Annotated in this window: 27 protein-coding genes and 1 tRNA gene; 12 read left to right on the top strand and 16 right to left on the bottom strand. The window is 64.5% G+C overall.

All coding sequences use genetic code 11. The annotated features are described in order from the left end of the window. Positions 1-60 precede the first annotated feature (60 nt). From C7443_RS18655 to rsxA, 7 genes are read right to left on the bottom strand one after another with little or no spacing between them, the layout of a single operon-like run. A complete protein-coding gene (locus tag C7443_RS18655) occupies positions 61-336 on the bottom strand; it encodes an RnfH family protein (RefSeq protein ID WP_110020415.1) in 276 nt (91 codons plus the stop codon). Between the two features lie 14 nt (positions 337-350). Further along, complete coding sequence (locus tag C7443_RS18650) at positions 351-1,025, bottom strand: electron transport complex subunit E (RefSeq protein WP_110020414.1); 675 nt, start codon at positions 1,023-1,025, stop codon at positions 351-353. 4 nt (positions 1,026-1,029) lie between these two features. Next, positions 1,030-1,650: an electron transport complex subunit RsxG gene (gene rsxG / locus C7443_RS18645; RefSeq protein ID WP_110020412.1), complete on the bottom strand. Its 621-nt coding sequence runs from the start codon at positions 1,648-1,650 to the stop codon at positions 1,030-1,032. Beyond that, positions 1,647-2,726: an RnfABCDGE type electron transport complex subunit D gene (locus C7443_RS18640; protein ID WP_110020410.1), complete on the bottom strand. Its 1,080-nt coding sequence runs from the start codon at positions 2,724-2,726 to the stop codon at positions 1,647-1,649. The genes rsxG and C7443_RS18640 overlap by 4 nt, the downstream gene beginning before the upstream one ends. Then, entirely contained in the window at positions 2,723-4,273 is a 1,551-nt protein-coding gene (rsxC, locus tag C7443_RS18635) for an electron transport complex subunit RsxC (protein ID WP_110020409.1), read from the bottom strand. The genes C7443_RS18640 and rsxC overlap by 4 nt, the downstream gene beginning before the upstream one ends. 20 nt (positions 4,274-4,293) lie before the next feature. After that, positions 4,294-4,863 (bottom strand): RnfABCDGE type electron transport complex subunit B, encoded by a 570-nt coding sequence (locus tag C7443_RS18630; protein ID WP_110020407.1) that lies wholly within the window; start codon positions 4,861-4,863, stop codon positions 4,294-4,296. Between the two features lie 30 nt (positions 4,864-4,893). Continuing rightward, on the bottom strand, positions 4,894-5,475 hold the full coding sequence (gene rsxA / locus C7443_RS18625; RefSeq protein ID WP_110020405.1) for an electron transport complex subunit RsxA: 582 nt from the start codon (positions 5,473-5,475) through the stop codon (positions 4,894-4,896). 515 nt (positions 5,476-5,990) lie between these two features. Between rsxA and C7443_RS18620 the strand changes: the two genes are divergently transcribed. The 12 genes from C7443_RS18620 to C7443_RS18565 all read left to right on the top strand — a co-directional run bounded on the left by C7443_RS18620 (position 5,991) and on the right by C7443_RS18565 (position 14,522). Beyond that, on the top strand, positions 5,991-6,317 hold the full coding sequence (locus tag C7443_RS18620; protein ID WP_110020403.1) for a HesB/IscA family protein: 327 nt from the start codon (positions 5,991-5,993) through the stop codon (positions 6,315-6,317). 37 nt (positions 6,318-6,354) lie between these two features. Beyond that, the gene (gene nifU / locus C7443_RS18615) at positions 6,355-7,239 is read left to right on the top strand and encodes a Fe-S cluster assembly protein NifU (RefSeq protein ID WP_110020402.1); all 885 of its coding nucleotides are present in this window, start codon (positions 6,355-6,357) and stop codon (positions 7,237-7,239) included. Positions 7,240-7,255: 16 nt separating this feature from the next. After that, on the top strand, positions 7,256-8,464 hold the full coding sequence (nifS, locus tag C7443_RS18610) for a cysteine desulfurase NifS (protein WP_110020400.1): 1,209 nt from the start codon (positions 7,256-7,258) through the stop codon (positions 8,462-8,464). 10 nt (positions 8,465-8,474) lie between these two features. Then, the gene (gene nifV / locus C7443_RS18605) at positions 8,475-9,599 is read left to right on the top strand and encodes a homocitrate synthase (RefSeq protein WP_110020398.1); all 1,125 of its coding nucleotides are present in this window, start codon (positions 8,475-8,477) and stop codon (positions 9,597-9,599) included. 41 nt (positions 9,600-9,640) lie between these two features. Continuing rightward, positions 9,641-10,411, top strand: coding sequence for a serine O-acetyltransferase (cysE, locus tag C7443_RS18600; RefSeq protein WP_246004722.1), 771 nt, complete (start codon positions 9,641-9,643; stop codon positions 10,409-10,411). Between the two features lie 3 nt (positions 10,412-10,414). Next, on the top strand, positions 10,415-10,945 hold the full coding sequence (locus C7443_RS18595) for a hypothetical protein (RefSeq protein ID WP_110020395.1): 531 nt from the start codon (positions 10,415-10,417) through the stop codon (positions 10,943-10,945). Between the two features lie 41 nt (positions 10,946-10,986). Continuing rightward, complete coding sequence (gene nifW, locus C7443_RS18590) at positions 10,987-11,340, top strand: nitrogenase-stabilizing/protective protein NifW (RefSeq protein WP_110020393.1); 354 nt, start codon at positions 10,987-10,989, stop codon at positions 11,338-11,340. Positions 11,341-11,409: 69 nt separating this feature from the next. Further along, a complete protein-coding gene (locus tag C7443_RS18585; RefSeq protein ID WP_110020391.1) occupies positions 11,410-11,895 on the top strand; it encodes a nitrogen fixation protein NifZ in 486 nt (161 codons plus the stop codon). Then, positions 11,892-12,752: a nitrogen fixation protein NifM gene (nifM, locus tag C7443_RS18580; RefSeq protein WP_110020390.1), complete on the top strand. Its 861-nt coding sequence runs from the start codon at positions 11,892-11,894 to the stop codon at positions 12,750-12,752. Before C7443_RS18585 ends, nifM begins: the two co-directional genes overlap by 4 nt. Positions 12,753-12,865: 113 nt before the next feature. Beyond that, a tRNA-Arg gene (locus tag C7443_RS18575) sits at positions 12,866-12,942 on the top strand. A 402-nt stretch (positions 12,943-13,344) separates the two neighbouring features. Further along, complete coding sequence (locus C7443_RS18570) at positions 13,345-13,806, top strand: helix-turn-helix domain-containing protein (RefSeq protein WP_110020388.1); 462 nt, start codon at positions 13,345-13,347, stop codon at positions 13,804-13,806. 266 nt (positions 13,807-14,072) lie between these two features. After that, positions 14,073-14,522, top strand: coding sequence for a C40 family peptidase (locus tag C7443_RS18565; protein WP_170123696.1), 450 nt, complete (start codon positions 14,073-14,075; stop codon positions 14,520-14,522). Here the strand turns inward: C7443_RS18565 and C7443_RS18560 are convergent. The 9 genes from C7443_RS18560 to rimM form a co-directional block, all read right to left on the bottom strand. Next, positions 14,507-15,301, bottom strand: coding sequence for a class II glutamine amidotransferase (locus C7443_RS18560; protein WP_110020385.1), 795 nt, complete (start codon positions 15,299-15,301; stop codon positions 14,507-14,509). The two genes, C7443_RS18565 and C7443_RS18560, sit on opposite strands and share 16 nt — an antisense overlap. Positions 15,302-15,304: 3 nt before the next feature. Further along, the gene (locus tag C7443_RS18555) at positions 15,305-16,000 is read right to left on the bottom strand and encodes an MBL fold metallo-hydrolase (RefSeq protein ID WP_110020383.1); all 696 of its coding nucleotides are present in this window, start codon (positions 15,998-16,000) and stop codon (positions 15,305-15,307) included. A gap of 54 nt (positions 16,001-16,054) precedes the next feature. Next, positions 16,055-16,483, bottom strand: a complete 429-nt coding sequence (locus tag C7443_RS18550) for a YcgN family cysteine cluster protein (RefSeq protein ID WP_110020381.1) — start codon at positions 16,481-16,483, stop codon at positions 16,055-16,057. A 69-nt stretch (positions 16,484-16,552) separates the two neighbouring features. Next, positions 16,553-16,978, bottom strand: a complete 426-nt coding sequence (locus tag C7443_RS18545; protein WP_170123695.1) for a CBS domain-containing protein — start codon at positions 16,976-16,978, stop codon at positions 16,553-16,555. 136 nt (positions 16,979-17,114) lie between these two features. Continuing rightward, entirely contained in the window at positions 17,115-19,016 is a 1,902-nt protein-coding gene (gene htpG / locus C7443_RS18540; RefSeq protein ID WP_110020378.1) for a molecular chaperone HtpG, read from the bottom strand. Positions 19,017-19,204: 188 nt separating this feature from the next. Continuing rightward, positions 19,205-20,020, bottom strand: a complete 816-nt coding sequence (cysQ, locus tag C7443_RS18535) for a 3'(2'),5'-bisphosphate nucleotidase CysQ (protein WP_211346205.1) — start codon at positions 20,018-20,020, stop codon at positions 19,205-19,207. 172 nt (positions 20,021-20,192) lie between these two features. Continuing rightward, the gene (gene rplS / locus C7443_RS18530; protein ID WP_110020374.1) at positions 20,193-20,555 is read right to left on the bottom strand and encodes a 50S ribosomal protein L19; all 363 of its coding nucleotides are present in this window, start codon (positions 20,553-20,555) and stop codon (positions 20,193-20,195) included. A gap of 12 nt (positions 20,556-20,567) precedes the next feature. Further along, positions 20,568-21,353 (bottom strand): tRNA (guanosine(37)-N1)-methyltransferase TrmD, encoded by a 786-nt coding sequence (gene trmD, locus C7443_RS18525; protein WP_110020373.1) that lies wholly within the window; start codon positions 21,351-21,353, stop codon positions 20,568-20,570. A gap of 11 nt (positions 21,354-21,364) precedes the next feature. Further along, positions 21,365-21,883, bottom strand: coding sequence for a ribosome maturation factor RimM (rimM, locus tag C7443_RS18520; RefSeq protein ID WP_110020371.1), 519 nt, complete (start codon positions 21,881-21,883; stop codon positions 21,365-21,367).

Here is a 21,883-nt window from a genome sequence, read left to right as displayed (position 1 = left end):
GCAGACCCTCAGAAATACCATGCAAGGAGTGTGCTCAACCCTGAGCGTCTCCTCGTCTTATCAATCGTCGTCATCACCACCATTGCGACGCGGCACCGTGCGCGGGTCACAGGTGATCGGGCGATAGATTTCGACCCGGTCGCCGGCACGCAGGGCGGCATCCAGTGCCACGACCTTGCCGAACACGCCAACCTTGCGCTCGTCCAGATCGAGCTGCGGGAACAGTTCGAGAATGCCTGAGCGTTCGATGGCTTCGCGCACCGTGCAGGCATCCGGCACCTCGATCCGCAGCCAGGCTTGCTGCGAGAGTTCGCTGTAGGCCACACCGATCTGCATGGGAGGTTCCTCCGTCAGGCTGTGACAGCATCCACCCGTGCAGCGCGCTCGGCGCGGCTGCGCTCCCACTGCGTCTTGGCAGCGAGCAGCAGACCGACGACAAGGAAGCCGCCCGCAGGCAGGATGGCAATGAGAAAGCCGCGATAACCCGGAAGGATGGTCATTTCGAGCGCGCGGAAAGGTTCACCAAGGAGCAGGTGCGCCCCGGAAAAGAGCGTCCCGCCGCCGACCAGCTCGCGCACGCCACCGATGATCACCAGCGAAGCCGTGAAGCCCAGCCCCATCGCCAGACCGTCGATGGCCGACTCGGCCACGGTATTCTGCGAAGCGAAGGACTCCGCACGCCCGAGAATCGCGCAGTTGACCACGATCAGCGCGATGAACAGGCCGAGCACTTTGTAGAGCTCATGCAGCCAGGCGTTCAGCGACAGGTCGACCAGCGTCACCAGCGTGGCGATCAGCACCACGTAGATCGGGATGCGCACTTCCGGGCTGACCAGCTTGCGGATCATCGACACCAGCACGTTGGACAGCACCAGCACCGCCGTCGTCGACAGCCCCATGCCCAGACCATTGGTGGCTGAAGTCGTCACCGCCAGCGTCGGGCACATCGCCAGCAGCTGGCTGAACACCACGTTTTTGTCCCACAGGCCATCACGCACCAGGTTGGCGCAGCGTGCTCTGTCCATCGCCTCAGCCCTCGTCGGAGATCAGGTGCCCGCGTTCATGGGCAAACAGTTCGAGACCACTGCGCACCGCCTTGACCACGCCGCGCGGGGTAATGGTCGCGCCGGTGAACTGGTCGTAGATGCCGCCGTCCTTTTTCACCGCCCAGCGATCGACGCCCGGATCGCCCAGCGAATGCCCGTTGAAACCCTCGATCCAGTCGGTGCGGGAACGCTCGATCTTGTCGCCCAGCCCGGGGGTTTCGTGATGCTCGACGACGCGCACGCCCAGCACCCGGCCATCGGGGTCGACGGCCATCACCAGGCGGATCGCGCCGGCATAGCCAGTGCCGCTGACGCGGTAGATCACGCCGACGATCTTGCCGTCCTTGCGCGCCCGCCAGACCGTCAGCGGCTTGCCGTCGGCGCCGGGAACGGTCACCACATCCTTCAGCAGGTCGTTGTTGGCGAAGCCGGTGGGCAGCACCTGCGCCAGCGATTCCGCCAGATCGCGGGCCGCCGCCGCTTCGATGTCCGCCTGCGTCGCATGACTGGCTCCGAGCAGCGCGGCGGTGGCGACCGCGGCCACGACGGCCAGGGAACCGGCCTGCCATAACAGGCGGGCGCGAATGGCGTCGAGCGCGCTCATTTCTTGTCACCTCCGAGCGGGGGCAGCGAACGTCCGCGACGGTCACGCCCGTAGACACGGGGGCGGATCGCCCGGTCGATCAACGGCGTCATTGCATTCATCAGCATCACGGCGAAGGCGACGCCCTCCGGGTAACCGGCAAAGTTGCGGATGACGAAGGTCAGCAGCCCGCAGCCAAGGCCGAACACCAGCCGCCCTGCCGGCGTACCCGGCGAACTGACGTAATCGGTGACGATGAAGAAGGCGCCCAGCAGCAGGCCGCCACCGAACAGATGCGCACTGACCGGCAGCGTGGTGTCCGGGTGCGTGGTATGCAGGATCGCCGCCGGCACCAGCACGCCGAGCAGCATGCCGACTGGCGCCTGCCAGCCGATGACGCCGCGCCAGAGCAGGAACAGACCGCCGAGCAGCAGCAGGCCCGCCGAGGTCTCGCCGAGACTGCCGGCGCGCATGCCGGCCAGGCCGTTGCTCAAGGGGGCAAACGCGTGGGCGATCGCGCTGGCGCCTTCGACACCGCGGGTCAATTCAGTCTTGAAGCCACCGAGCAGCGAGGCGGAAGTCACGGCGTCATAGCCGTTGCCGCCCAGCGTGATGCCGGCCGCGGCCCACAGATCCGGTGCACCGCTGGAACCGAGCGGATGCGGTGCCACCCAGGTGGTCATCTCCACCGGGAAGGCGATCAGCAGCAACACGCGGCCGACCATCGCCGGATTGAACGGGTTCTGCCCAAGGCCACCGAACACCTGCTTGCCGAGCGCGATGGCCGCCACCGCGCCGACCACCCCCAGCCAGGCCGGCGCCCACGGCGGCAGCGACACGGCCAGCAGCCAGCCGGTCAGGATCGCCGAACCGTCAGCCAGTCGCGGCAAGGCATGCTGGCCGCGCCACTTCAGGCAGACAGCCTCGGTGAGCACGCAGGCGAGGACCGTCACCGTCCACAGATAAATCGCCGGCCAGCCGAAGGCCCAGAAACCGAAAGCGGTCGCCGGCGCCAGCGCCAGCATGACGGTGGCCATGACCCCACCGACCCCCGCGCCGCTGTGCGCGTGCGGGGCATGCACCAGAACGCTGCTCATGCCGTCGCCCCCTCATTGCTGCCGGCCGCTTCGGCCGCAGCCTGCTCGGCTTTCGCCTTCTCTGCCTTGGCCTTTTCGGCAGCGGCCTTTTCCGCCGCCTTGGCCGCCTTGCGCGCAGCAGCGGCGGCGGCCTTTTCCGCCGCTTCACGCTCCTGGCGCGACGCACGCTCGGCGGTCAGGCGCTTGGTGGCGTCCTGGCGCAGGCGCATACGCTCACGGCCGGCCAGCTCGCCCTTGGCATAATCGAAATGGTGGGTCAGCGGGATGCGGGACGGACAGACATAGGCGCAGCAACCGCAGCCGATGCAGTCGGTCAGGCTCCACTGATCGGCCGCCTGATCGAGCGCACCGGCACGGATGTGCGCCGCCATCTCATGCGGCACCAGCCCCATCGGACAGGCATCGACACAGCTGGCGCAGCGGATGCACGGCGCCGGTGCCTGATCGCCCGCCTCGGCCGCCGTCAGCGCCAGCACGCCGCTGGTGCCCTTGACCACCGGTGCCTGCTGCGACGGCAGCACCGTGCCCATCATCGGCCCGCCGAGCACCAGCCGCGCCGGCGCCTGCAGCAGACCGCCACAGGCTTCGATCAGATGTGATACCGACACGCCGAGCGGCGTCTCGACGTTGCCGGGATCGCGCACGGCGCCGCCGGCCACGGTGACGATGCGCCGCACCAGCGGACGGCCATGGCGCACGGCCTCATGCACCGCCCAGGCGGTGCCGACGTTGTGCACCAGCACGCCGGCGTCGGCGGCACGGCCCTCGGCCGGAACTTCACGCTTGACCAGCACCGAGATCAGCTGCTTGTCCGACCCCATCGGGTAACGCGCCGGCACCGGCACGATGTGCACTTCGGCAAAGCCTTCGGCCGCAGCCCGCATCGCCGCGATCGCTTCGGGCTTGTTGTTCTCGATACCGACACGCACCTCGCGCGCACCGATCGCATAGGCGATCAGGCGGGCGCCATCGACGACGTCGGCGGCGCGCTCGCGCATCAGCCGGTCATCGCAGGACAGATAAGGTTCGCATTCGCCGCCATTGATGATCAGCGTTTGCACCTTCATGCGCCGGCCGAGCGCCAGCTTGACCGCTGCCGGGAAGGTCGCTCCGCCCATGCCAACGACACCGGCGGCGGACACCTTCTCGGAGATCTGCTGCGGATCGGCGTTGAACGGATCGCCAAGCCCCTCCAGCGACTCATCCCAGCGGTCATCACCATCGGCCGCCAGCGTGATGCCCGGCAGCGTCAGACCGGCGGGATGTGGCGAATGCACGTCACCGATGGCGACGATGCGCCCCGAGGTCGGCGCATGCACCGGCGCCGAAATATTGCCGTGAGCGCGCGCCAGCAGCTGCCCCTTGTGCACGGTGTCACCGATGCGCACCACCGGCCGCGCGATACCACCGACATGCTGGGTCAACGGCAGGTGCAGGAACTCCGGCAACGTCACGACGCGCAGGGCGCGATCGGCCGCCGGGCGCTTATGGTCATCCGGATGCACGCCCCAGGACGGCAGACGGGACAGGAAGTCGAAAATGCGCATGGCAATCTCTCCACACCGGCTCAATGGCAGCCGGCGTCGGCCAGCACCGGCTTGGCCAGTACCGGCGTATGCGCCGGCTTCGGCCAGGCCCAGGTCTGCGGCGTCACCGGGATCGGGATCAGGTGCAGCGACTCGGTCGGGCAGATGTCGACGCACTTGGAGCAGCCGGTGCAGGCATCGCGGATCACCGCGTGGATCTGCTTGACGGCCCCGACGATGGCATCGGTCGGGCAGACCTTGAAGCAGCGGGTGCAGCCGATGCAGATCGATTCGTCCACCGCGGCGATGCGCGGACCGGCATCGGCCATGCCCGACAGATCGACGCTGACACCGAGCCGCTCAGCCAGGCGCTGGGCCAGGTCGCGGCCGCCGGGCGGGCACAGCGTCACCGGCGCACGACCATCAGCGAGCGCCGCGGCAGCACCGGCACAGCCGGGGAAACCGCACTGACCGCACTGCGAACCCGGCAGCATGGCTTCCAGTTCAGCGGTAATCGGTTCGGCTTCCACCTTCAACAGGCGGGCCGCAGTGCCGAGCAGCAGACCCAGACCCAAGCCCAGCGTGGTGAGGGCGGCAAGAGCGAGCAACATGACGGGTTCCTCCTTCGCGAAACCGGCCGGTCAATGCACGGGCAGGCCGGCGAAGCCCAGGAAAGCGAGTGACAGCAGGCTGGCGAGCACCAGCGCGATCGGCATGCCGGCGAACGCCGCCGGCACTTCCGCACGACTCAGGCGCTCCCGCAGACCGGCGAGCAGCACCAGCACCAGCGAGAAGCCGAGGCCGGAGCCGAAACCGATCAGCACGCTCTGGCCGAAGCTGCGCTGCAGCTGCACGTTGAGCAGCGCGACACCGAGCACGGCGCAGTTGGTGGTGATCAGTGGCAGGTAAATGCCGAGCGCCTGATACAGCGGCGGGCTCAGCTTCTTGATCGCCATCTCGACGAACTGCACGAGCGCGGCGATGACCAGGATGAAACTGAGGATGCGCAGCACCCCGAGGCCGAAGGGCGCGAGCAGCAGATGCTCCAGCGCCCAGCCGGCGGCGGAAGCCAGCGTCAATACAAAGGTGGTCGCGAAGCCCATGCCGATCGCACCGTCGACCTGGCGCGATACGCCAAGGAAGGGGCACAGGCCGAGAAACTTCATCAGCACCACGTTCTCGACGATCGCGGCACCCACCAGCGCCAGCAGGATTTCAGTCATGGTCGCATACCTCCATGACCGGGCCTGAGCAGGCACCGTGCCAAACACGCAAGCGCCTGAAATAGCTGGCTTTAAGGTGTGCTGGCTGAGGATTTTTTCTGTGCGGCAGCGCACAAACCGGCAGCCTTTGTCACAAACGCTACAACACGCGACCGCCAGCTGCAGCGATACGGCAAGCCACTGAATTGACAAATATTAAGGACTGCTTAAGAGACAACCAAGCAGACCACCCGACCGCTCAGGACGGCAGCCGTCGCCGCCCGACGTCTCTGTCGCTTTCACTACATCGGTGCATCCACACGCGGAGCGACAAGCGCTGTCCGAGGCCATCTGCACTTTTGTAGACAAGCCGACATGACGGCCGCCCGATGTACGGCTTCGTACGCCTGCGGCCCTCCTCACAAGCTAATTAATTTTAATCAAATCAATTAATTAAATGCAATTTTCAAGACTGGCACGGAGATTGGAAGAGCCTCGTCAGCCCATCCAACACCGCCTGCGGAGGCTTCGCACCCATGATTACGCTCACCCCCTCGGCCATCAACGCAGTCCGCCGCTTCATCCAGACCTCGGCCGATCCGGTCGCCGGCCTGCGTGTTTCCGTCACCGGGGGCGGCTGCTCCGGCATGCAGTACGCCATGAAGCTCGAAACCAGCGCCGCTGATGACGACACCCGCTTCGATATGGATGGCGTCGTCGTGCTGGTCGATCCGCTGAGTGCGCCGCTGATCGATGGCGTGAACATCGATTTCGTCGATTCCATCGAGGGCAGCGGCTTCAAGTTCTCGAACCCCAACGCGGCGAAGTCCTGCGCCTGCGGCCAGTCGTTCAGCGCCGCCTGATCCCTCGCCTCCAGCATCTATCTCGGGAGCTATCGCCATGTGGGAATACTCGGACAAGGTTCAGGACCACTTCTTCAACCCGCGTAATGCCGGCGCCGTCACGGAAGCCAACGCCACCGGCGACGTCGGCTCGATTTCCTGCGGTGACGCGCTGCGCCTGACGCTGAAGGTCGATCCGGAGACGGAAGTCATCCTCGACGCCGGTTTCCAGACCTTCGGCTGCGGCTCGGCCATCGCGTCGAGCTCGGCGCTGACCGAGATCGTCAAGGGCATGACCCTCGACGATGCGCTCAAGGTCACCAATCAGGACATCGCCGATTACCTCGACGGCCTGCCGCCCGAGAAGATGCACTGCTCCGTGATGGGCCGCGAGGCGCTGGCCGCGGCCATCGCCAACTACCGCGGTGAGGAGTGGAAGGACGATCACGAAGAAGGCGCGCTGGTCTGCAAGTGCTTTGCCGTCGACGCCGTGCTGATCGAAGACACCATCCGCGCCAACAACCTGAGCACGGTGCAGGAAGTCACCCACTTCACCAAGGCCGGCGGCGGCTGCGCCGCCTGCCATGAAGGCATCGAGGAAATCCTCACCCGCGTGATGGCCGAGCGTGGCGAAGCCTATGCCGCCGGCAAGGCCGCCGCGAACGCGCCGGTGCTGACCACCGATCCGGAGAAGCTCGCCGCCGCCAAGCGCATGCAGACGATCCTCGCCGCGATCGAGGCGATCCGCCCGAACCTGCGTCGTGACCACGGCGACATCGAGGTGCTCGACATCGAAGGCAAGACTGTCAAGGTACGCCTGGTCGGCGCCTGCAGCGGCTGCCAGATGGAAGCCGTCACGCTGGCCGGCGTGCAACAGAAGCTGATGGAAGCCACCGGCGAATTCATCCGTCTCGTGCCCGTGCACGCCGCCGCGCACGCCTGAACCGGGAGATAACGCGATGCAGCCCGTCTACCTCGACAACAACGCCACCACCCGCGTCGATCCGCTCGTCGTGGAGGCGATGCTTCCCTACTTCACCGAGCAGTTCGGCAACCCCTCGTCGCTGCACGCCTTCGGCAACAAGGTCGGCGCGGCCCTGAAGAAGGCCCGCGAGCAGGTGGCGGCGTTGATCGGTGCGGCGCATGACTCGGAGATCATCTTCACCTCCTGCGGCACCGAGTCCGACTCGACGGCGATCCTCTCGGCGCTGGAGTGCCAGCCCGAGCGCAAGGAAATCATCACCACGGCGGTCGAGCACCCGGCGGTGCTGACGCTGGTCGGTCATCTGGAAAAGAAGGGCTACACCGTCCACCGCCTGGCGGTCGACGGCAAGGGCCGCCTCGACCTCGACGCCTACAAAGCGCTGCTGTCGGAAAATACCGCGGTGGTCTCGGTGATGTGGGCCAACAACGAAACCGGCACGCTGTTCCCGGTCGTCGAGATGGCGGCGATGGCGCAGGAAGTCGGTGCGATGTTCCACACCGACGCCGTGCAGGCGGTCGGCAAGGTGGCGATCGATCTGAAGAACACCGCCATCGACATGCTGTCGATCTCCGGACACAAGCTGCATGCGCCCAAGGGCGTCGGTGTGCTCTACCTCAAGCGCGGTGTGCGCTACCGCCCGCTGCTGCGCGGCGGCCACCAGGAGCGCGGCCGGCGTGCCGGCACCGAGAACGTCGCCTCGATCATCGGCCTCGGCGTCGCCTGCGAACTCGCGCAGCAGTACATGGAGCACGAGAACACCGCGGTCAAGGCACTGCGCGACCGCCTCGAAGCCGGCATCCTCGCCGCGGTGCCGAACTGCTTCGTCACCGGCAACCCGGACGATCGTCTGCCCAACACGGCCAACATCGCCTTCGAGTACATCGAGGGTGAGGGCATCCTGCTGCAGCTCAACAAGCTCGGCATCGCTGCCTCGTCCGGTTCGGCCTGCACCTCCGGCTCGCTGGAGCCCTCGCACGTGATGAAGGCGATGGGCATCCCCTACACCGCCGCTCACGGCACGGTGCGCTTCTCGCTGTCACGCGAGACCACCGCCGAGGACATCGAGCGCGTCATCGAGGCCGTGCCGCCGATCGTCGCCCGCCTGCGCAAGCTCTCGCCGTACTGGGGAGAGAACGGGCCGGTCGAGAATCCGGATCAGGCCTTCGCCCCGGTCTACGCCTGAGGCTGCCGCCATGCGCGTCACGATCCACGACACGACGCTGCGCGACGGCGAACAGTCGGCGGGAGTGGCTTTCACCCGCGACGAACGCCTCGCGATCGCCCAGGCCCTGGCCGGCCTGGGTGTACCGGAGCTGGAAGTCGGCATTCCGGCGATGGGCGCCGAGGAACGCGAGTCGATCGCTTCGATCGCCGCGCTCGGCCTGCCCTGTGCGCTGGTTGCCTGGGGCCGGCTATGCGAGACCGATCTCGCCGCCAGCCGCCACCTGGCCGTGACGCGCTTGAACCTGTCCATGCCGGTCTCCGACCAGATGCTGACGCACAAGCTCGGGCGCAGCCGCGCCTGGGCGCTGGCGGAAATCGGACGGCTGATCCCGCAGGCCCGCGATGCCGGCTATGCGATCACGCTCGGCTGCGAGGATGCCTCGCGCGCCGATCCCGCATTCATGCGGCAGGTGGCCGAGATCGCCCAGAGCGCCGGCGCCGACCGCCTGCGCTGGGCCGACACGCTCGGCATCATGGAACCGTTCGGCGTCTATGACGCGATCGGCGCCCTGCGCCGCGCCGTCGACATCGATCTGGAAATCCATGCCCACGACGACCTCGGCCTGGCCACCGCCAACACGCTGGCGGCGATCCGTGCCGGCGCAACGCACGCCAACACCACGGTCAACGGCCTCGGCGAACGCGCCGGCAATGCGCCACTGGAAGAAGTCGCGGTCGCCATCGACCTGCTCTACGGCTACAGCACGGGCATCGAGCTGACCGGACTGCCGCTGCTGTCGGAAAACGTCGCTCGCGCCGCCGGCCGGCCGGTCGGCTGGCAGAAGAGTGTCGTCGGCGAAGGGGTGTTCACCCACGAGGCCGGCATCCACGTCGACGGCCTGCTCAAGGACCCGCGCAACTACCAGGGGCTCGATCCGGCCCGGGTCGGTCGCAGCCACCGCATCGTGCTCGGCAAGCATTCCGGCTCGCGCGGCGTCATCGCCGCCTATGCCGAGCTGGGCATCACGCTCGATCGCGCGCGCGCCGAGCAGCTGCTCACCGCCATTCGTCTCTATGTCGCCGAACGCAAGCAGACGCCGGACGCCGCCACGCTGCTGGCGCTGCTCGCCTCCGCCTCGGCGTTGTGTGCATGAACCGCAGGAGCCGCCCGATGAACGCCACCACGGAGAGTCTGATGCCGGTCACCGACACGCAGCGTCCCGGCCTGTTCGGCCAGATCCGCGAGGATATCGACTGCGTCTTCGCCCGCGACCCGGCGGCGCGCTCGCGCTTCGAGGTACTGACCACCTACCCGGGCGTGCATGCGGTCATCACGCATCGCTTTGCCCACCGCCTGTGGCACGCCCACCTGCGCTACCCGGCCCGCCTGCTCGGCTTCCTCGCACGGATGTTCACCGGTGTCGATATCCATCCGGCAGCGACCATCGGCCGGCGGCTGTTCATCGATCACGCCACCGGCGTGGTCATCGGTGAGACCGCCGTGGTCGGTGACGACTGCACGCTGTATCACGGCGTCACCCTCGGCGGCACCCGCTGGACGCGCGGCAAGCGTCATCCGACGCTCGGCCACGGCGTCGTCGTCGGCGCCGGCGCCAAAGTGCTCGGTCCGATCGAAGTCGGCAATCGCGCCCGCGTCGGCGCCAACTCGGTGGTCGTGCGTGATGTGCCGGCCGAGCGCACCGTCGTCGGCATCCCGGCACGCATCGTCAAAGTCGAGCGCGACCCCGGTCCGGACGGCATCGATCTCGATCATCACCTGATTCCAGACCCGGTCGGGCGCGCCATCGCCTGCCTGATCGACCGGGTCCGCTCATTGGAAAGCCAGCTCGCCGAAGTGCGGCATGTCGATATCACCACCAAGGAATGCGGCCCCAACTGCGCCTGTGTCGGTGCAGAAGAAGAAGCCGCTCGCAATACCGCCGTTGCCGTGACCGAGGAGGATTGAACCATGGACCTGCTGGAAATCGACGATGCACCGCTGTACTTCGAACAACCCACCTCCAATACGGTACAGGGGCTGCTGCTGACTGCCGCCACCACCTACGGCGAAGACGTCGCCGAGCACAGCCTGCTGCGCGCCTACTTCCTCGCGCCGGAACATCTGACGGTGCTGGTCGCCATCTACCGTTTTTACTTCTATCAGCACCGCTGGGAAGAGGCGAACCTGGTCGCCGGCCGCGCGCTGAGCGTCTCCGGTGCCCGCCTCGGCTTCCCTGAACAGTGGCGCCAGCTCACCGCGCAGCACCTCGGTTTCGGTGTGATGCGCTCGATGGGCCTGACCCGCTTCTATCTGTTCGCCCTGAAGGCCGCGGCTTTTCTCACGCTGCGCCGCGGCGACCCGCTGGAAGCCATCGCCATGCTGGAAAAGCTGATCGAGCTCGACCCGCAGGATCGCATCGGTGCCCAGGCGCTGCTGGCGATCGCCCGCGAATCCTGCAATCCCGAAGACGACGCCGAGCCGCTCATCGCCACCGCCTGAATTCCGCTCGCCCGCAAGCCCCCAGCCCCAGGAGAAACACCATGGTCCCTCTCGCCGACGACTGGCAGGACGCACTCGAAGATCTCTCCAGCGCCGAGGACTTCCTCGACTTCTTCGGTGTGCCATACGAGCCGAGCGTGGTGCACGTCAACCGCCTGCACATCCTGCAGCGCTTCCACGACTACCTCGGACGCAATCCGGGCCCGGAGGAATCCAGCGCGGCCTTCGTCCATCGCCAGTCGCTGCTCAACCGAGCCTATCAGGACTTCGTTGAAAGCAACGCGCTGAAGGAAAAGGTCTTCGCGGTATTCAAGAAGCCGGAGAATCCCGGCGACGGTTTCGTCTCGCTGGAGTCACTGCTCGGCACCTCCAATCTCGGCAAGCCCGCGAACTGAAACCGGCGCCCGCCCCGCGGCGGGCGCAAGATCATGGCCCGCCCTCCCCGCCCGCGTCAGGTATCCGCCATGCTGCCTCAATTCGAAATCGGCCAGACCGTGCGCGTCACCCGCAACGTCCGCAACGACGGCACTTTTCCCGGCATGGACGTCGGTGAGCTGCTGATCCGTCGCGGCTCGACCGGTTACGTGCGCAACATCGGCACTTTCCTGCAGGACCAGATCATCTACACCGTGCACTTCTTCGATAACGGCGGCCTGATGGTCGGCTGTCGCGAGGAAGAACTGATCGATGCCGATGCACCGTGGACGCCGAGCAAGTTCGAAAGTCGCGAGAAAGTGCGCTGCACCTGCACGCTCGCCGTCGGTGGCGAAATCCGCGTGCGCGTCGGTGACATCGGTGAAGTCATCAAGATCGTGCGCCACGAATCCGGGCCGATCTACCACGTCAGCTTCCCCGGCGGCTTCCTGCAGGTGCCCGAGGACGTGCTTACCGCGCACGACAAAAAAGCTGAGGCGGATGCGACGACCGACGATACGGAGACGCCGGCATGAGCCAGGCCATCCTCGCCTATCTCGCCCTCGAAACCGCCCAGGCCCGCTACCAGTGCGGTCCGGAGCAGCTGGACGTGGAGCAGCGCTCTAAGGTCGAGGAAACGGCACGCCGCCGCTATGCGCTCGAACGCCGTATTCTGGAAACGGCCGAAGCCACCGGCGTCACCGTGCAGCAGGCCGATATCGACCGCGCCTGCGCGCAGATCGCCGAACGCTACGAGGATCGTGACAGCTACCGCCTGGCGCTGGCGCAGATCGGCCTCGATCCGCCGGGCCTGAGCGTCGCTATCCGCCACGCATTGCGCGTCGAAGCCGTGCTGGCTCGCGTCGGTGCGCGGGCCGACGCGGTCGAAGACCAGGACGTGCGCGCCTGGTATGACGCCAACCGCGACAAGCTGGTACGACCGGAAAAACGCGTCGCCCGGCAGATTCTGATCACGATCAATCCGGATTACCCGGAAAACACCGCACAGGCCGCCCGTGCGCGTCTGGAAGCGATCGCAGCCGAACTCGGCCCACAGCCTGAGGTGGAACGCTTCGCCGAATGCGCGCTGCGTCACTCGGAATGTCCGAGTGCACTCGAAGGCGGCAAACTCGGCAGCCTGCCGGCAGGCCAGCTCTATGCCGAACTCGACACCGCGCTGTTCAGCCTGACACCCGGCGCACTGAGCCCGGTGCTCGAATCACCGTTCGGCCTGCACCTGATCTACTGCGAAGAGATCGAGCCCGGCCACGAGCCGAGCTTCGAGGCGCTCGCCGGGCGCATCCGCCTGGCACTGAACCGCGAGCGCGCGCAGCAGGTGCAAAAGCGCTGGATCGCCGAACTGCGCGCAGCAATGGCGACCAACGCCGTCTGACCGTGTTCCCGAGAGGCGCTTGGCCGTGGCCATGGAGGGCTGCGGCGGGTGTCACGGACAAGCGTTGCTCTGCTACCATGCGCCCCGGCGCGCAACGCGCTTTTTCACCCCGTGCCCCGGTAGCTCAGTTGGATAGAGCGTCCCCCTCCTAAGGGGAAGGTCGTACGTTCGAATCGTATCCGGGGCGCCAAATTTATACACTTAAATCAAACAGATACCATCACCCCCTGTACTCCACATTCAAGCGGCTCGGCAGTAGTGTGCCCAGAATGTGACACATCGGGGATGCGAGCGATCGCAGCGCGCGCGGTTTCGGGGTACGAGCCTTGCAGACTTGGCAGACATCGCGTGGCGGTTCCCATCGCTTCTCCGGATCGCGGGCAGGCGCCGATACAGATCTGAGGCACGCGCACACCGCTGAGCAGCCTATATCTGCAGCCGTAACCAGTATCGCCCCCATGAACCAGCCGCACACGCCATCAACGACGTATAGCCCCAACCAGCGGGCCTACTGCCGCGGATGAGTGACTGAACAGCACGCGGATGTGCTGACCCAGCCTGTAAAGCCATCCAGTCATCAGAGAACTCTGTAATGGATCAGCAGCTCATCGGTGCCCGTATTCGTCAGGCGCGACAGCATGCCCGCCTAACCCAGCAGGCACTGGCCGATGCGGTAGGTATCAGCCAGTCGTACATACAGCGCTTCGAGACTGCCGAGCGTGAACCGTCGCTCGGACAACTCAGCTCAATCGCCGAAGCAGTCAACGTGCCGCTGCATGAACTGCTTGGCCCCAATCTGCGCGAACCGCCGCCGGTCCTCGACATCGCGGACTGCCACAGCCCCTCCGGCCTGCTCAAGCAGTGCGCCGCACCTGCCGGTCTGCGTGATCTGGCCAACAGCACCGCGCTGCATACCGCCTTGGAAGTCCAGCCCGAGGACTGGCAAGCCTTGGCCGCCATCGCCGCCGCGTGGCCAAGAGCGGCACTGATCACCCGCGACGGCTGGGCGGCAATCCTGCTGACACTGCGCGGAATGAGCATGCCCAACACCTGACGCAGAGCAGTCACACTCCGGTCGCCATCGTCCTCTTCGCTCAACGGCACGCGGCACTCAATGCGTCAAGTTGCTGAATTAAAAGCCTTCGATAAACCGCATCACGCATTGAGAGCAAGGCTGTACGTGTGGCTCAAATCCAGCATTCAAAATTTCCAATCAAAATCAAACCAATAAAACCAACCACCATGGCGACTTCGTCGACTGGCCTCATCACAACATATACTCGTGCCTTCGATGCACCTTTCTGCCAGGTTCTGACGGCCATGCGCATACTGACAGTGCTCTCCGCCTTACTGCTCACCCTCCTGGCCGGCTGTGCGAGTGCGCCGGTTGGGGATCAGGGTACGCGCCAGCAGGTCGTGCGCTCGGCAGAACGTCTGCTGGGAACCCCCTATGTCCTCGGCGGCAATTCGTCACGCGGGCTCGACTGCAGCGGCCTGGTGAACATCAGCTATGCCCAGGCCGGGCTGAGAGTTCCGCGCACTGCCGCCGATCTGCTCCGCTACGGGCAACTGCGCGACCATGCCGAAATCGGCGATCTGCTGGTGTTCTCGGGGAGCGATCCCCATCAGGCCTCGCATGTCGGCATCTACGCCGGCGATGACCAGATGATTCACGCCTCCAGCAACCGCGGCGCCGTCATTCGCACCAATGTGCGCACGCCGTACTGGCAAAGACACCTGCTCGGCAGTGTGTCCTACATCGGCGGCTGAGCGTTCAGCGCCTGCCAGGCCAGTTCGCCGCCCTCGAAGACCACCAACTCACCCGGTGCCATCACCTGCCACACCTCATTCACTGTCAGGGGCTGAGTGGCGATGACGGTGACGACGTCGTTCGGTGAGGTCTCGCGCACGAAGTCGACCGTCATGTCCGCGTCCTGCAGGTGTGCCTCGCCGAAGGGTGCACGCCGGGTCAACCACGCCAGCCTGGTGCTGCAGTGCGCATACAGATAACGGCTGTCGGAAAGCAGAAAGTTGAAGATGCCCAGGGCGTTGAGTTCTTCAGCAAGGCCGGCAATGAAGCGCCACAAGGTTTTCGGATCGCGCGGCGCCAGCGGAAAACGCCGGCGGATGTTGTCGAGCAGCCAGCAAAAAGCATGTTCACTGTCAGTGCTGCCGATCGGCGTATAAAACTCGGTGGTGCGCCGCTTGATACCCTTGAGCTCACCATTGTGTGCGAACATCCAGTGCCGCCCCCAGAGTTCCCGACCAAACGGGTGAGTGTTTTCGAGACAGACACGTCCGCGGTTCGCGCGGCGGATATGGCTGATGACGATGCGGCTCTTGATTGAATAACGCTGCACCAGCGCAGCGATTTCCGACTCGCAGCTCGGCTGCGGGTCATGGAAACTGCGTGCCCCCCGCCCTTCGTAAAAGGCAATGCCCCAACCGTCACGATGCGGCCCGGTACGTCCGCCACGCTGCATCAGACCGGTAAAGCTGAAGCAGATGTCGGTCGGCACATTGGCGCTCATGCCGAGCAATTCGCACATCGCTCACCCCCAGCGACCGCTCGCCCCATAGACATCGGATGGCTCGGGAATACCTTTCGCACGGCGCACATGCGCCAGATACGGGTTCGTGGCCAACTCGGCAGCCAGCGTGGTGTCGGGGCCATGCCCCGGATGCACGATCAGATCGCCGGGCAGTTCGAGCAGCCGGCTCAGGCTGCGCTGCGCCTGCGCGTGATCGCTCATCGGAAAATCCGTGCGCCCCACACTGCCGGCGAACAGGGTGTCACCGACAAACAGATGGGAGCCGATGCGCCAGCACCCCTGCCCCGGCGTATGGCCGGGCGTCGACACGAATTCGGCCTGCAGCCCGTTGATATCGACGCGATCGCCCTCATGCACTTCGCGATCGATGCGGCCGCAAGGCCGCGAGAAACGCGGCATGCCGAACATCGCACCCTGCCGCGGTAAAACGTCAAACATCGGCCGCTCCAGTGCAGGCAATACGGTTACCGCCGCTGGAAACAGCCGCTGCAGGGGCACCAGTCCACCAGCATGATCGAAATGCGCGTGGGTCAGCAGAATGGCATCCAGCGCCGGCGGCGGATTCAGCTGCTCCAGGTGAGTTGCGAGCTGATCATCCTCGCCGGTATCGATAAGCACGGTCGCATGGCTGACGACATCTTCGATCAGCCACGCATTCACCTGAAACTGGCCGACGGTGAAACAACGTACGTTCATGATGTTGCGTGTCCTGGCAAGGCTTATGAAAGCGTCCCATCACACACCTGAGGATCAGGTATCGATGATGTGATCCTGCAGATCGCCGACCTGTTCTTCACTGATGGCCCACCCTCTGACCGAAACGCCTGCGCGATGCACGGACTCCGGATCACCGCTGATCAGCGGATGCCAGGACGGCAGCTCGCGCCCCTCGGACAGCCGACGATAGGCGCAGGTCTCCGGCAGCCAGCGGAAACGCCCGACGTCCTGAGGTGTCAGGCGAACGCAATCGCGGACCCAGCGCCGGCGATTTGCGTAGCGCTTGCAACGGCAGCTGTGTACATCGAGCAGGCGACAGGCGACCCGCGTGAAATGCAGGGCCCCGGTGTTCTCGTCTTCCAGCTTGTGCAGGCAACAACGCCCGCAGCCATCACACAGCGACTCCCATTCCGCGGCGCTCATGTCGGCGAGCCTCTTGTGCTGCCAGAAAGGCGCCGTCATCGCTTGCTCCTCAAAACGAACGCGGGCGCAGCGGAATGATCCGCTGCGCCCTGGTTCTCAAGACCACGATCAGGAATGGATGTACTCACGCAGCGTCTGTGCTTCACGGGCCGCTTCGTCGAGCTTTGCCTTGACCACGTCGCCGATCGATACCAGACCGATCAGCTTGCCCTTGTCGAGGACCGGCAGATGCCGGAAACGGCGCTCGGTCATCAGGGCCATCACTTCGTCCACGGTGTCTTCAGGCTTGCCCACCACGACCGAGCAGGTCATGCGCTCTTCGACCCGCACCACGGCCAGGTCATCGCCTTCGGCGTAGACACGGACGACGTCACGTTCAGTGAAGATACCCACCGGACAGCCGCCCGCATCAGGGATCAGCACCGCACCAACCTTGTTGTCGTGCATCACCCGAATCGCCTCAGCCACCGATGCGCTCGCTGAAACGGTGATGGTGCGGCCATTCTTTGCAGCCAGCAAATCCTTCAGTGTCATTGTGCTACCCCCTTTTGGTCTTCCGTCTTGGCGCCAGCCACGCACCAAAGCGATGCGTGGCGAAACCCATGCGCCGCAGGATAGCAACCACGAAGCGGGCTGACCAATGCCACGGCAGCTACGTACAGCGATTGTGTCAGGCTGCCAGATCGAGCAGCAAGCCATTGAGGCGCCGGACAAAACCAGCAGGGTCATCAAGCTGTCCGCCTTCTGCCAGCATGGCCTGCCCCAGCAGCAGCTGGGCAAGATCCGAGAAACGGGCATCGTTGGCTTCAGCATCCAGCCGCGCGATCAGCGGGTGCTCCGGGTTAAGCTCCAGAGACGGCTTGGTGCCCGGCACGTCCTGCCCCGCCTCGCGCAGCAGGCGCTCGAAATGCGGACTGAGCGCATGCTCGGAGACCACCAGGCACGCCGGTGAATCGGTCAGGCGATGTGATACACGAACCTCCTGCACCGCATCACCGAGGGCTGTCTTGACCCGCTCGACCAAGCCTTTGCAGCGGTCCTCAACCGCCTTCTGCTGAGCCTTGTCCTCCTCGGATTCGATCGCCCCCAGATCGAGATCGCCTTTGGCGACCGAGACAAAGCGCTTGCCTTCGAAGTCTTCGAGATGGGACATCAGCCACTCGTCGACCCGATCCGACATCAACAGCACCTCGATGCCCTTCTTGCGGAACACTTCGAGGTGCGGACTGTTCTTGGCCGCCGCAAAACCATCGGCCGTGATGTAGTAGATGGCCTCCTGGCCGTCTTTCATCCGCGCGATGTAGTCGCTGAGGCTGACCGTCTGCTCCGGCGTATCGGTCTGCGTGCTGGCAAAGCGCAGCAAGCCCGCAATTTGTTCGCGATTGGCGAAGTCTTCTGCCGGCCCTTCTTTCAGCACGCGGCCAAAGGCTTCCCAGAAGCTGGTGTACTTGTCCGCGGAGTTCTTGGCGAGATCCTCCAGCAGACCCAGCACTTTCTTGACCGAGCCGGCCCGGATCGAATCGATGACCTTGTTCGACTGCAGGATTTCACGAGAGACGTTCAGCGGCAGGTCATTCGAGTCGATGACGCCACGCACGAAGCGCAGATAACGCGGCATCAGGTGTTCAGCATCATCCATGATGAACACACGCTGCACATAGAGCTTCACGCCGTGGTGTGTATCACGATCCCAGAGATCGAACGGTGCACGACCCGGCACATACAGCAGCGACGTGTATTCGAGCTTGCCCTCGACACGGTTGTGCGTCCACGCCAGCGGCTCTTCGAAATCATGAGCGACGTGCTTGTAGAACGCCTGGTACTCCTCGTCGCTGACTTCGCTCTTGGGCCGCGCCCACAAGGCAGACCCCTTGTTCACCTGCTCGGCATCGATGGTTTCCGGCTCATCGTCCTTGGCCGGCTTGCGCACGTCGAGCAGGACCGGCAGCTGGATATGGTCCGAGTACTTGGTAATGATCGAACGCAGGCGCCAGTCGTTCAGCAGCTCGTCTTCACCCTCGCGCAGATGCAAGACGATTTCCGTGCCGCGCTCCGCACGCTCAATGTTTTCGAGCGTGTAATCGCCCGCGCCGGCGGATTCCCAGCGCACGCCATGCTCGGTACCGAGACCGGCGCGACGCGTACTCAGCGTCACCCGATCGGCGACGATGAACGCCGAATAAAAACCGACACCGAATTGGCCGATCAGGCGGGCATCCTGCTGCTGATCGCCGCTCAACTGCTCGAAGAACGCCCGCGTGCCGGAGCGCGCGATGGTGCCGATATTGTCGATGACTTCCTGACGATCCATACCGACGCCATTGTCACGCACGGTGATCGTGCGCGCGGCCGGATCGTAGCTCACGTGAATCTTCAGCTCGCCATCGTCTCCATACAGCGAGTTGTCCGACAAGGCCGCGAAACGCAGCTTGTCGCAGGCATCGGAGGCATTGGAAATCAACTCACGCAGAAAGATTTCCTTGTTTGAATACAAGGAATGGATCATCAGCTGAAGCAGCTGTTTCACTTCAGCTTGAAAGCCAAGGGTTTCCTTGTGCGTATCGACGGTCATAGTGGGAAAAGCTCCATCGCGGAAAATACGGACTGCCGCGAGATGGGGGCTCTTCAGGATGATTTCAAGCACCCGCCAGCACGCGAGGGGCAGGAAACTTCGCAGCGGGATGCCCGGCCCATTTCATGAAATCGAGCCAGCATCACCCTTGCCACATCAAGGCCCGTTGTCTGCGAGGCGCGGTATTTTCAGACCTCGGCCGGAACAAATGACATCCAATCCCTCGACCCATCCCCCACGGCGATGAAATACGGGTTGATGAACGATTCCCGCGTGTTGTAGACAAGCGGGCTGCCATCCAGCTGCATGACATGCCCACCGGCCGCCTCGACGATGCACTGGGCAGCGGCCGTGTCCCATTCCGAGGTGTGCCCCAGGCGCGGGTAGACATCTGCCTGACCTTCGGCGACCCGGCAGAATTTCAGCGAACTGCCAACAGCAAGGAAGGCGTGATCGCCGAGCTGGTGAATAAAGGCATCCACCTCCGGCGTGCCGTGCGAGCGACTGCTGACCACGCGCACGACCGCTCCGCACTGGCTGCGCACGCGAATGCGCTGCACCACACCATCCGCATCCGCGCGCCAGGCACCTCGGCCGCGTACCGCGAAGTAGCTGGCACCGGTAACGGGTACATGCACGACACCGAGCACCGGCTGATGCTGCTCGATCAATGCGATGTTAACGGTGAATTCGCCGTTGTGCTTGATGAACTCTTTGGTGCCATCCAGCGGATCGATCAGCCAGTAGCGTGGCCACGACTGCCGCTGGGCAAAAGGCAGCGCCACGGATTCTTCCGAGATCACCGGAATATCAGGCGTCAGCGCACACAGCCCCGCGACAATAGCTTCATGAGCGACACGATCGGCCCGGGTCAAAGGTGTCGCATCGTCTTTGATATCGACGTCAACACTCATTTCATCGGCGTAAATCGCCAGAATCTGCGCGGCCGCCGCGGCAGCAATCGTCCGGACGGGCTGCAGCCAGCGTTCGGGATCAGACCTCATCGGCAGGCTTCCTCTTTCATATGCGGTTTACAACATTGCAATACAGCCATCGCTGCATTGCAACACGCATAGTCTCCCTGGAGGCACACACAATGAAAAAGGCGTCCCTCACTCCGAGAGACGCCTTTTTACGCTAAACACGTTTGTGCGAGCAGAGCCCCGCCATCCCGAATCAGGACGACGAACGCACCAGCTTCTCCTTGATGCGTGCAGCCTTGCCTTCGAGCCCGCGCAGGAAGTAGAGCTTCGCACGACGGACATCGCCGCGACGCTTGACGCTGATTGAGGCGATGGCCGGGCTGTAGGTCTGGAAAACACGCTCCACGCCCTCACCGTGCGAGATCTTGCGCACGGTAAAAGCGGAGTTCAGGCCGCGGTTACGGCGGGCGATGCAGACGCCTTCAAAAGCCTGCAGACGCTCACGGTTACCTTCCTTGACCTTGACCTGCACCACTACGGTGTCTCCCGGTCCGAACGCCGGGATTTCCTTGCCGGCGATCTGCTCCTGCTCCAACTGATCAATGATGTTGCTCATATGAATGCTCCCCTACGGTTCCGTCGGGTCCGGAGCCGCAGCGCCGACACCCTGTGATTCAAGTTCATGCTGCCGAATGAACTCATCCAGCAACGTTCGCTCCTGACTGTCGAGAACCCGACCTGCCAGCAGATCGGGACGGCGCAGCCATGTACGCCCCAGCGCCTGCTGCCGACGCCAGCGCGCAATGGCCGCGTGGTCGCCCGACAACAACACTGGCGGCACTCTCAATCCGTCAATCTCTTCCGGTCGCGTGTAATGCGGACAATCCAGCAGACCATCCATGAACGAGTCCTGCTGATGAGAAGCCTCGTTCCCCAACACACCCGGCTCCAGTCGACTAACCGCATCGATCATCACTGCGGCGGCCAGCTCACCACCCGACAGCACATAATCACCGATCGACCATTCCTCATCGATCTCGCTGAGGACGATGCGCTCGTCGATACCCTCGTAACGACCGCACACCAGCAGCAGATGCTGTTCCGATGCAAGCTCCGCAACACCCGCCTGATCCAGCCTGCGACCTTGCGGACTCAGGTAAATCGTGCGCCCCCGACTGCCTGCCGCCGTGCGGGCCTGCCCAATGGCATCACGCAAAGTCTGCAGCTTCATCAGCATTCCCGGCCCGCCACCATACGGCCGATCATCCACGCTGGCGTGACGATCGCGTGCATGGTCACGCGGGTTCCAGGTATGCACTTCCAGCAGCCCGCGCTGTACACCACGCCCCGTCACACCTTCAGCAAGAAACGCCTCGAAGAAAGCGGGAAACAGCGTGACGACATCAATCCGCATGGTGGTACGACTCAGAAATCAGGGTCCCAGTCGACTCGCATCAGCCCGGCATCCAGATCAATTTCCCGGACCACCCGCTCCCGCAGAAACGGGATCAGGCGCTCCCGCTCACCGCGGACGACCAGCACATCGTTGGCCCCGGTTTCAAACAGATGATCCACACGTCCCAGATCAACTCCGTCGAGCGTCAGCACCCGCAAGCCTTCCAGATCCGTCCAGTAGTACTCTCCGGGCGAGGGAGGCGGTAACTGCTCGCGCTGAATACCGATTTCGCAACCGATCAGAGCGGCCGCAGCATCACGGTCGTCGACCCCTTCGAATTTGAGGACGACGCCCTTGCCCTGCATCCGTCCGCCTTCTAGACGGCAGGAACGCCACTCACCACCGAAGTTGAGGTAAAGCGGCGAATAACGAGCAATACCGTCGAGTGGCGACGTGTACGAATAGACTTTGATCCAGCCGCGGACACCGTAATGCCCTGTCGCCTGGCCGAGCACGACCCAGTCACTTGACGCCGCCGCCTGTTCCAC

The sequence above is a fragment of the Plasticicumulans acidivorans genome, from assembly GCF_003182095.1.
In the GTDB taxonomy this organism is placed as follows: Bacteria; Pseudomonadota; Gammaproteobacteria; order Competibacterales; family Competibacteraceae; genus Plasticicumulans; species Plasticicumulans acidivorans.
Note: the sequence above shows the minus strand (reverse complement) of the source record. Positions and strands in the feature narration are given on the sequence as shown.

What these genes read in the sequence shown, in the direction of transcription:
- C7443_RS18570 (WP_110020388.1), top strand. Translation starts at nt 13,345, where the DNA reads ATGGATCAGCAGCTCATCGGTGCCCGTATTCGTCAGGCGCGACAGCAT.
- C7443_RS18585 (WP_110020391.1), top strand. Translation starts at nt 11,410, where the DNA reads ATGCTGCCTCAATTCGAAATCGGCCAGACCGTGCGCGTCACCCGCAAC.
- C7443_RS18595 (WP_110020395.1), top strand. Translation starts at nt 10,415, where the DNA reads ATGGACCTGCTGGAAATCGACGATGCACCGCTGTACTTCGAACAACCC.
- rsxA (WP_110020405.1), bottom strand. Translation starts at nt 5,475, where the DNA reads ATGACTGAAATCCTGCTGGCGCTGGTGGGTGCCGCGATCGTCGAGAAC.
- trmD (WP_110020373.1), bottom strand. Translation starts at nt 21,353, where the DNA reads ATGCGGATTGATGTCGTCACGCTGTTTCCCGCTTTCTTCGAGGCGTTT.
- nifU (WP_110020402.1), top strand. Translation starts at nt 6,355, where the DNA reads ATGTGGGAATACTCGGACAAGGTTCAGGACCACTTCTTCAACCCGCGT.
- C7443_RS18550 (WP_110020381.1), bottom strand. Translation starts at nt 16,483, where the DNA reads ATGACGGCGCCTTTCTGGCAGCACAAGAGGCTCGCCGACATGAGCGCC.
- rplS (WP_110020374.1), bottom strand. Translation starts at nt 20,555, where the DNA reads ATGAGCAACATCATTGATCAGTTGGAGCAGGAGCAGATCGCCGGCAAG.
- nifM (WP_110020390.1), top strand. Translation starts at nt 11,892, where the DNA reads ATGAGCCAGGCCATCCTCGCCTATCTCGCCCTCGAAACCGCCCAGGCC.
- nifW (WP_110020393.1), top strand. Translation starts at nt 10,987, where the DNA reads ATGGTCCCTCTCGCCGACGACTGGCAGGACGCACTCGAAGATCTCTCC.
- C7443_RS18650 (WP_110020414.1), bottom strand. Translation starts at nt 1,025, where the DNA reads ATGGACAGAGCACGCTGCGCCAACCTGGTGCGTGATGGCCTGTGGGAC.
- htpG (WP_110020378.1), bottom strand. Translation starts at nt 19,016, where the DNA reads ATGACCGTCGATACGCACAAGGAAACCCTTGGCTTTCAAGCTGAAGTG.
- C7443_RS18565 (WP_170123696.1), top strand. Translation starts at nt 14,073, where the DNA reads ATGCGCATACTGACAGTGCTCTCCGCCTTACTGCTCACCCTCCTGGCC.
- rsxC (WP_110020409.1), bottom strand. Translation starts at nt 4,273, where the DNA reads ATGCGCATTTTCGACTTCCTGTCCCGTCTGCCGTCCTGGGGCGTGCAT.
- C7443_RS18655 (WP_110020415.1), bottom strand. Translation starts at nt 336, where the DNA reads ATGCAGATCGGTGTGGCCTACAGCGAACTCTCGCAGCAAGCCTGGCTG.
- C7443_RS18555 (WP_110020383.1), bottom strand. Translation starts at nt 16,000, where the DNA reads ATGAACGTACGTTGTTTCACCGTCGGCCAGTTTCAGGTGAATGCGTGG.
- C7443_RS18545 (WP_170123695.1), bottom strand. Translation starts at nt 16,978, where the DNA reads ATGACACTGAAGGATTTGCTGGCTGCAAAGAATGGCCGCACCATCACC.
- C7443_RS18640 (WP_110020410.1), bottom strand. Translation starts at nt 2,726, where the DNA reads ATGAGCAGCGTTCTGGTGCATGCCCCGCACGCGCACAGCGGCGCGGGG.
- nifS (WP_110020400.1), top strand. Translation starts at nt 7,256, where the DNA reads ATGCAGCCCGTCTACCTCGACAACAACGCCACCACCCGCGTCGATCCG.
- rsxG (WP_110020412.1), bottom strand. Translation starts at nt 1,650, where the DNA reads ATGAGCGCGCTCGACGCCATTCGCGCCCGCCTGTTATGGCAGGCCGGT.
- C7443_RS18560 (WP_110020385.1), bottom strand. Translation starts at nt 15,301, where the DNA reads ATGTGCGAATTGCTCGGCATGAGCGCCAATGTGCCGACCGACATCTGC.
- C7443_RS18630 (WP_110020407.1), bottom strand. Translation starts at nt 4,863, where the DNA reads ATGTTGCTCGCTCTTGCCGCCCTCACCACGCTGGGCTTGGGTCTGGGT.
- cysE (WP_246004722.1), top strand. Translation starts at nt 9,641, where the DNA reads ATGCCGGTCACCGACACGCAGCGTCCCGGCCTGTTCGGCCAGATCCGC.
- nifV (WP_110020398.1), top strand. Translation starts at nt 8,475, where the DNA reads ATGCGCGTCACGATCCACGACACGACGCTGCGCGACGGCGAACAGTCG.
- cysQ (WP_211346205.1), bottom strand. Translation starts at nt 20,020, where the DNA reads ATGAGGTCTGATCCCGAACGCTGGCTGCAGCCCGTCCGGACGATTGCT.
- C7443_RS18620 (WP_110020403.1), top strand. Translation starts at nt 5,991, where the DNA reads ATGATTACGCTCACCCCCTCGGCCATCAACGCAGTCCGCCGCTTCATC.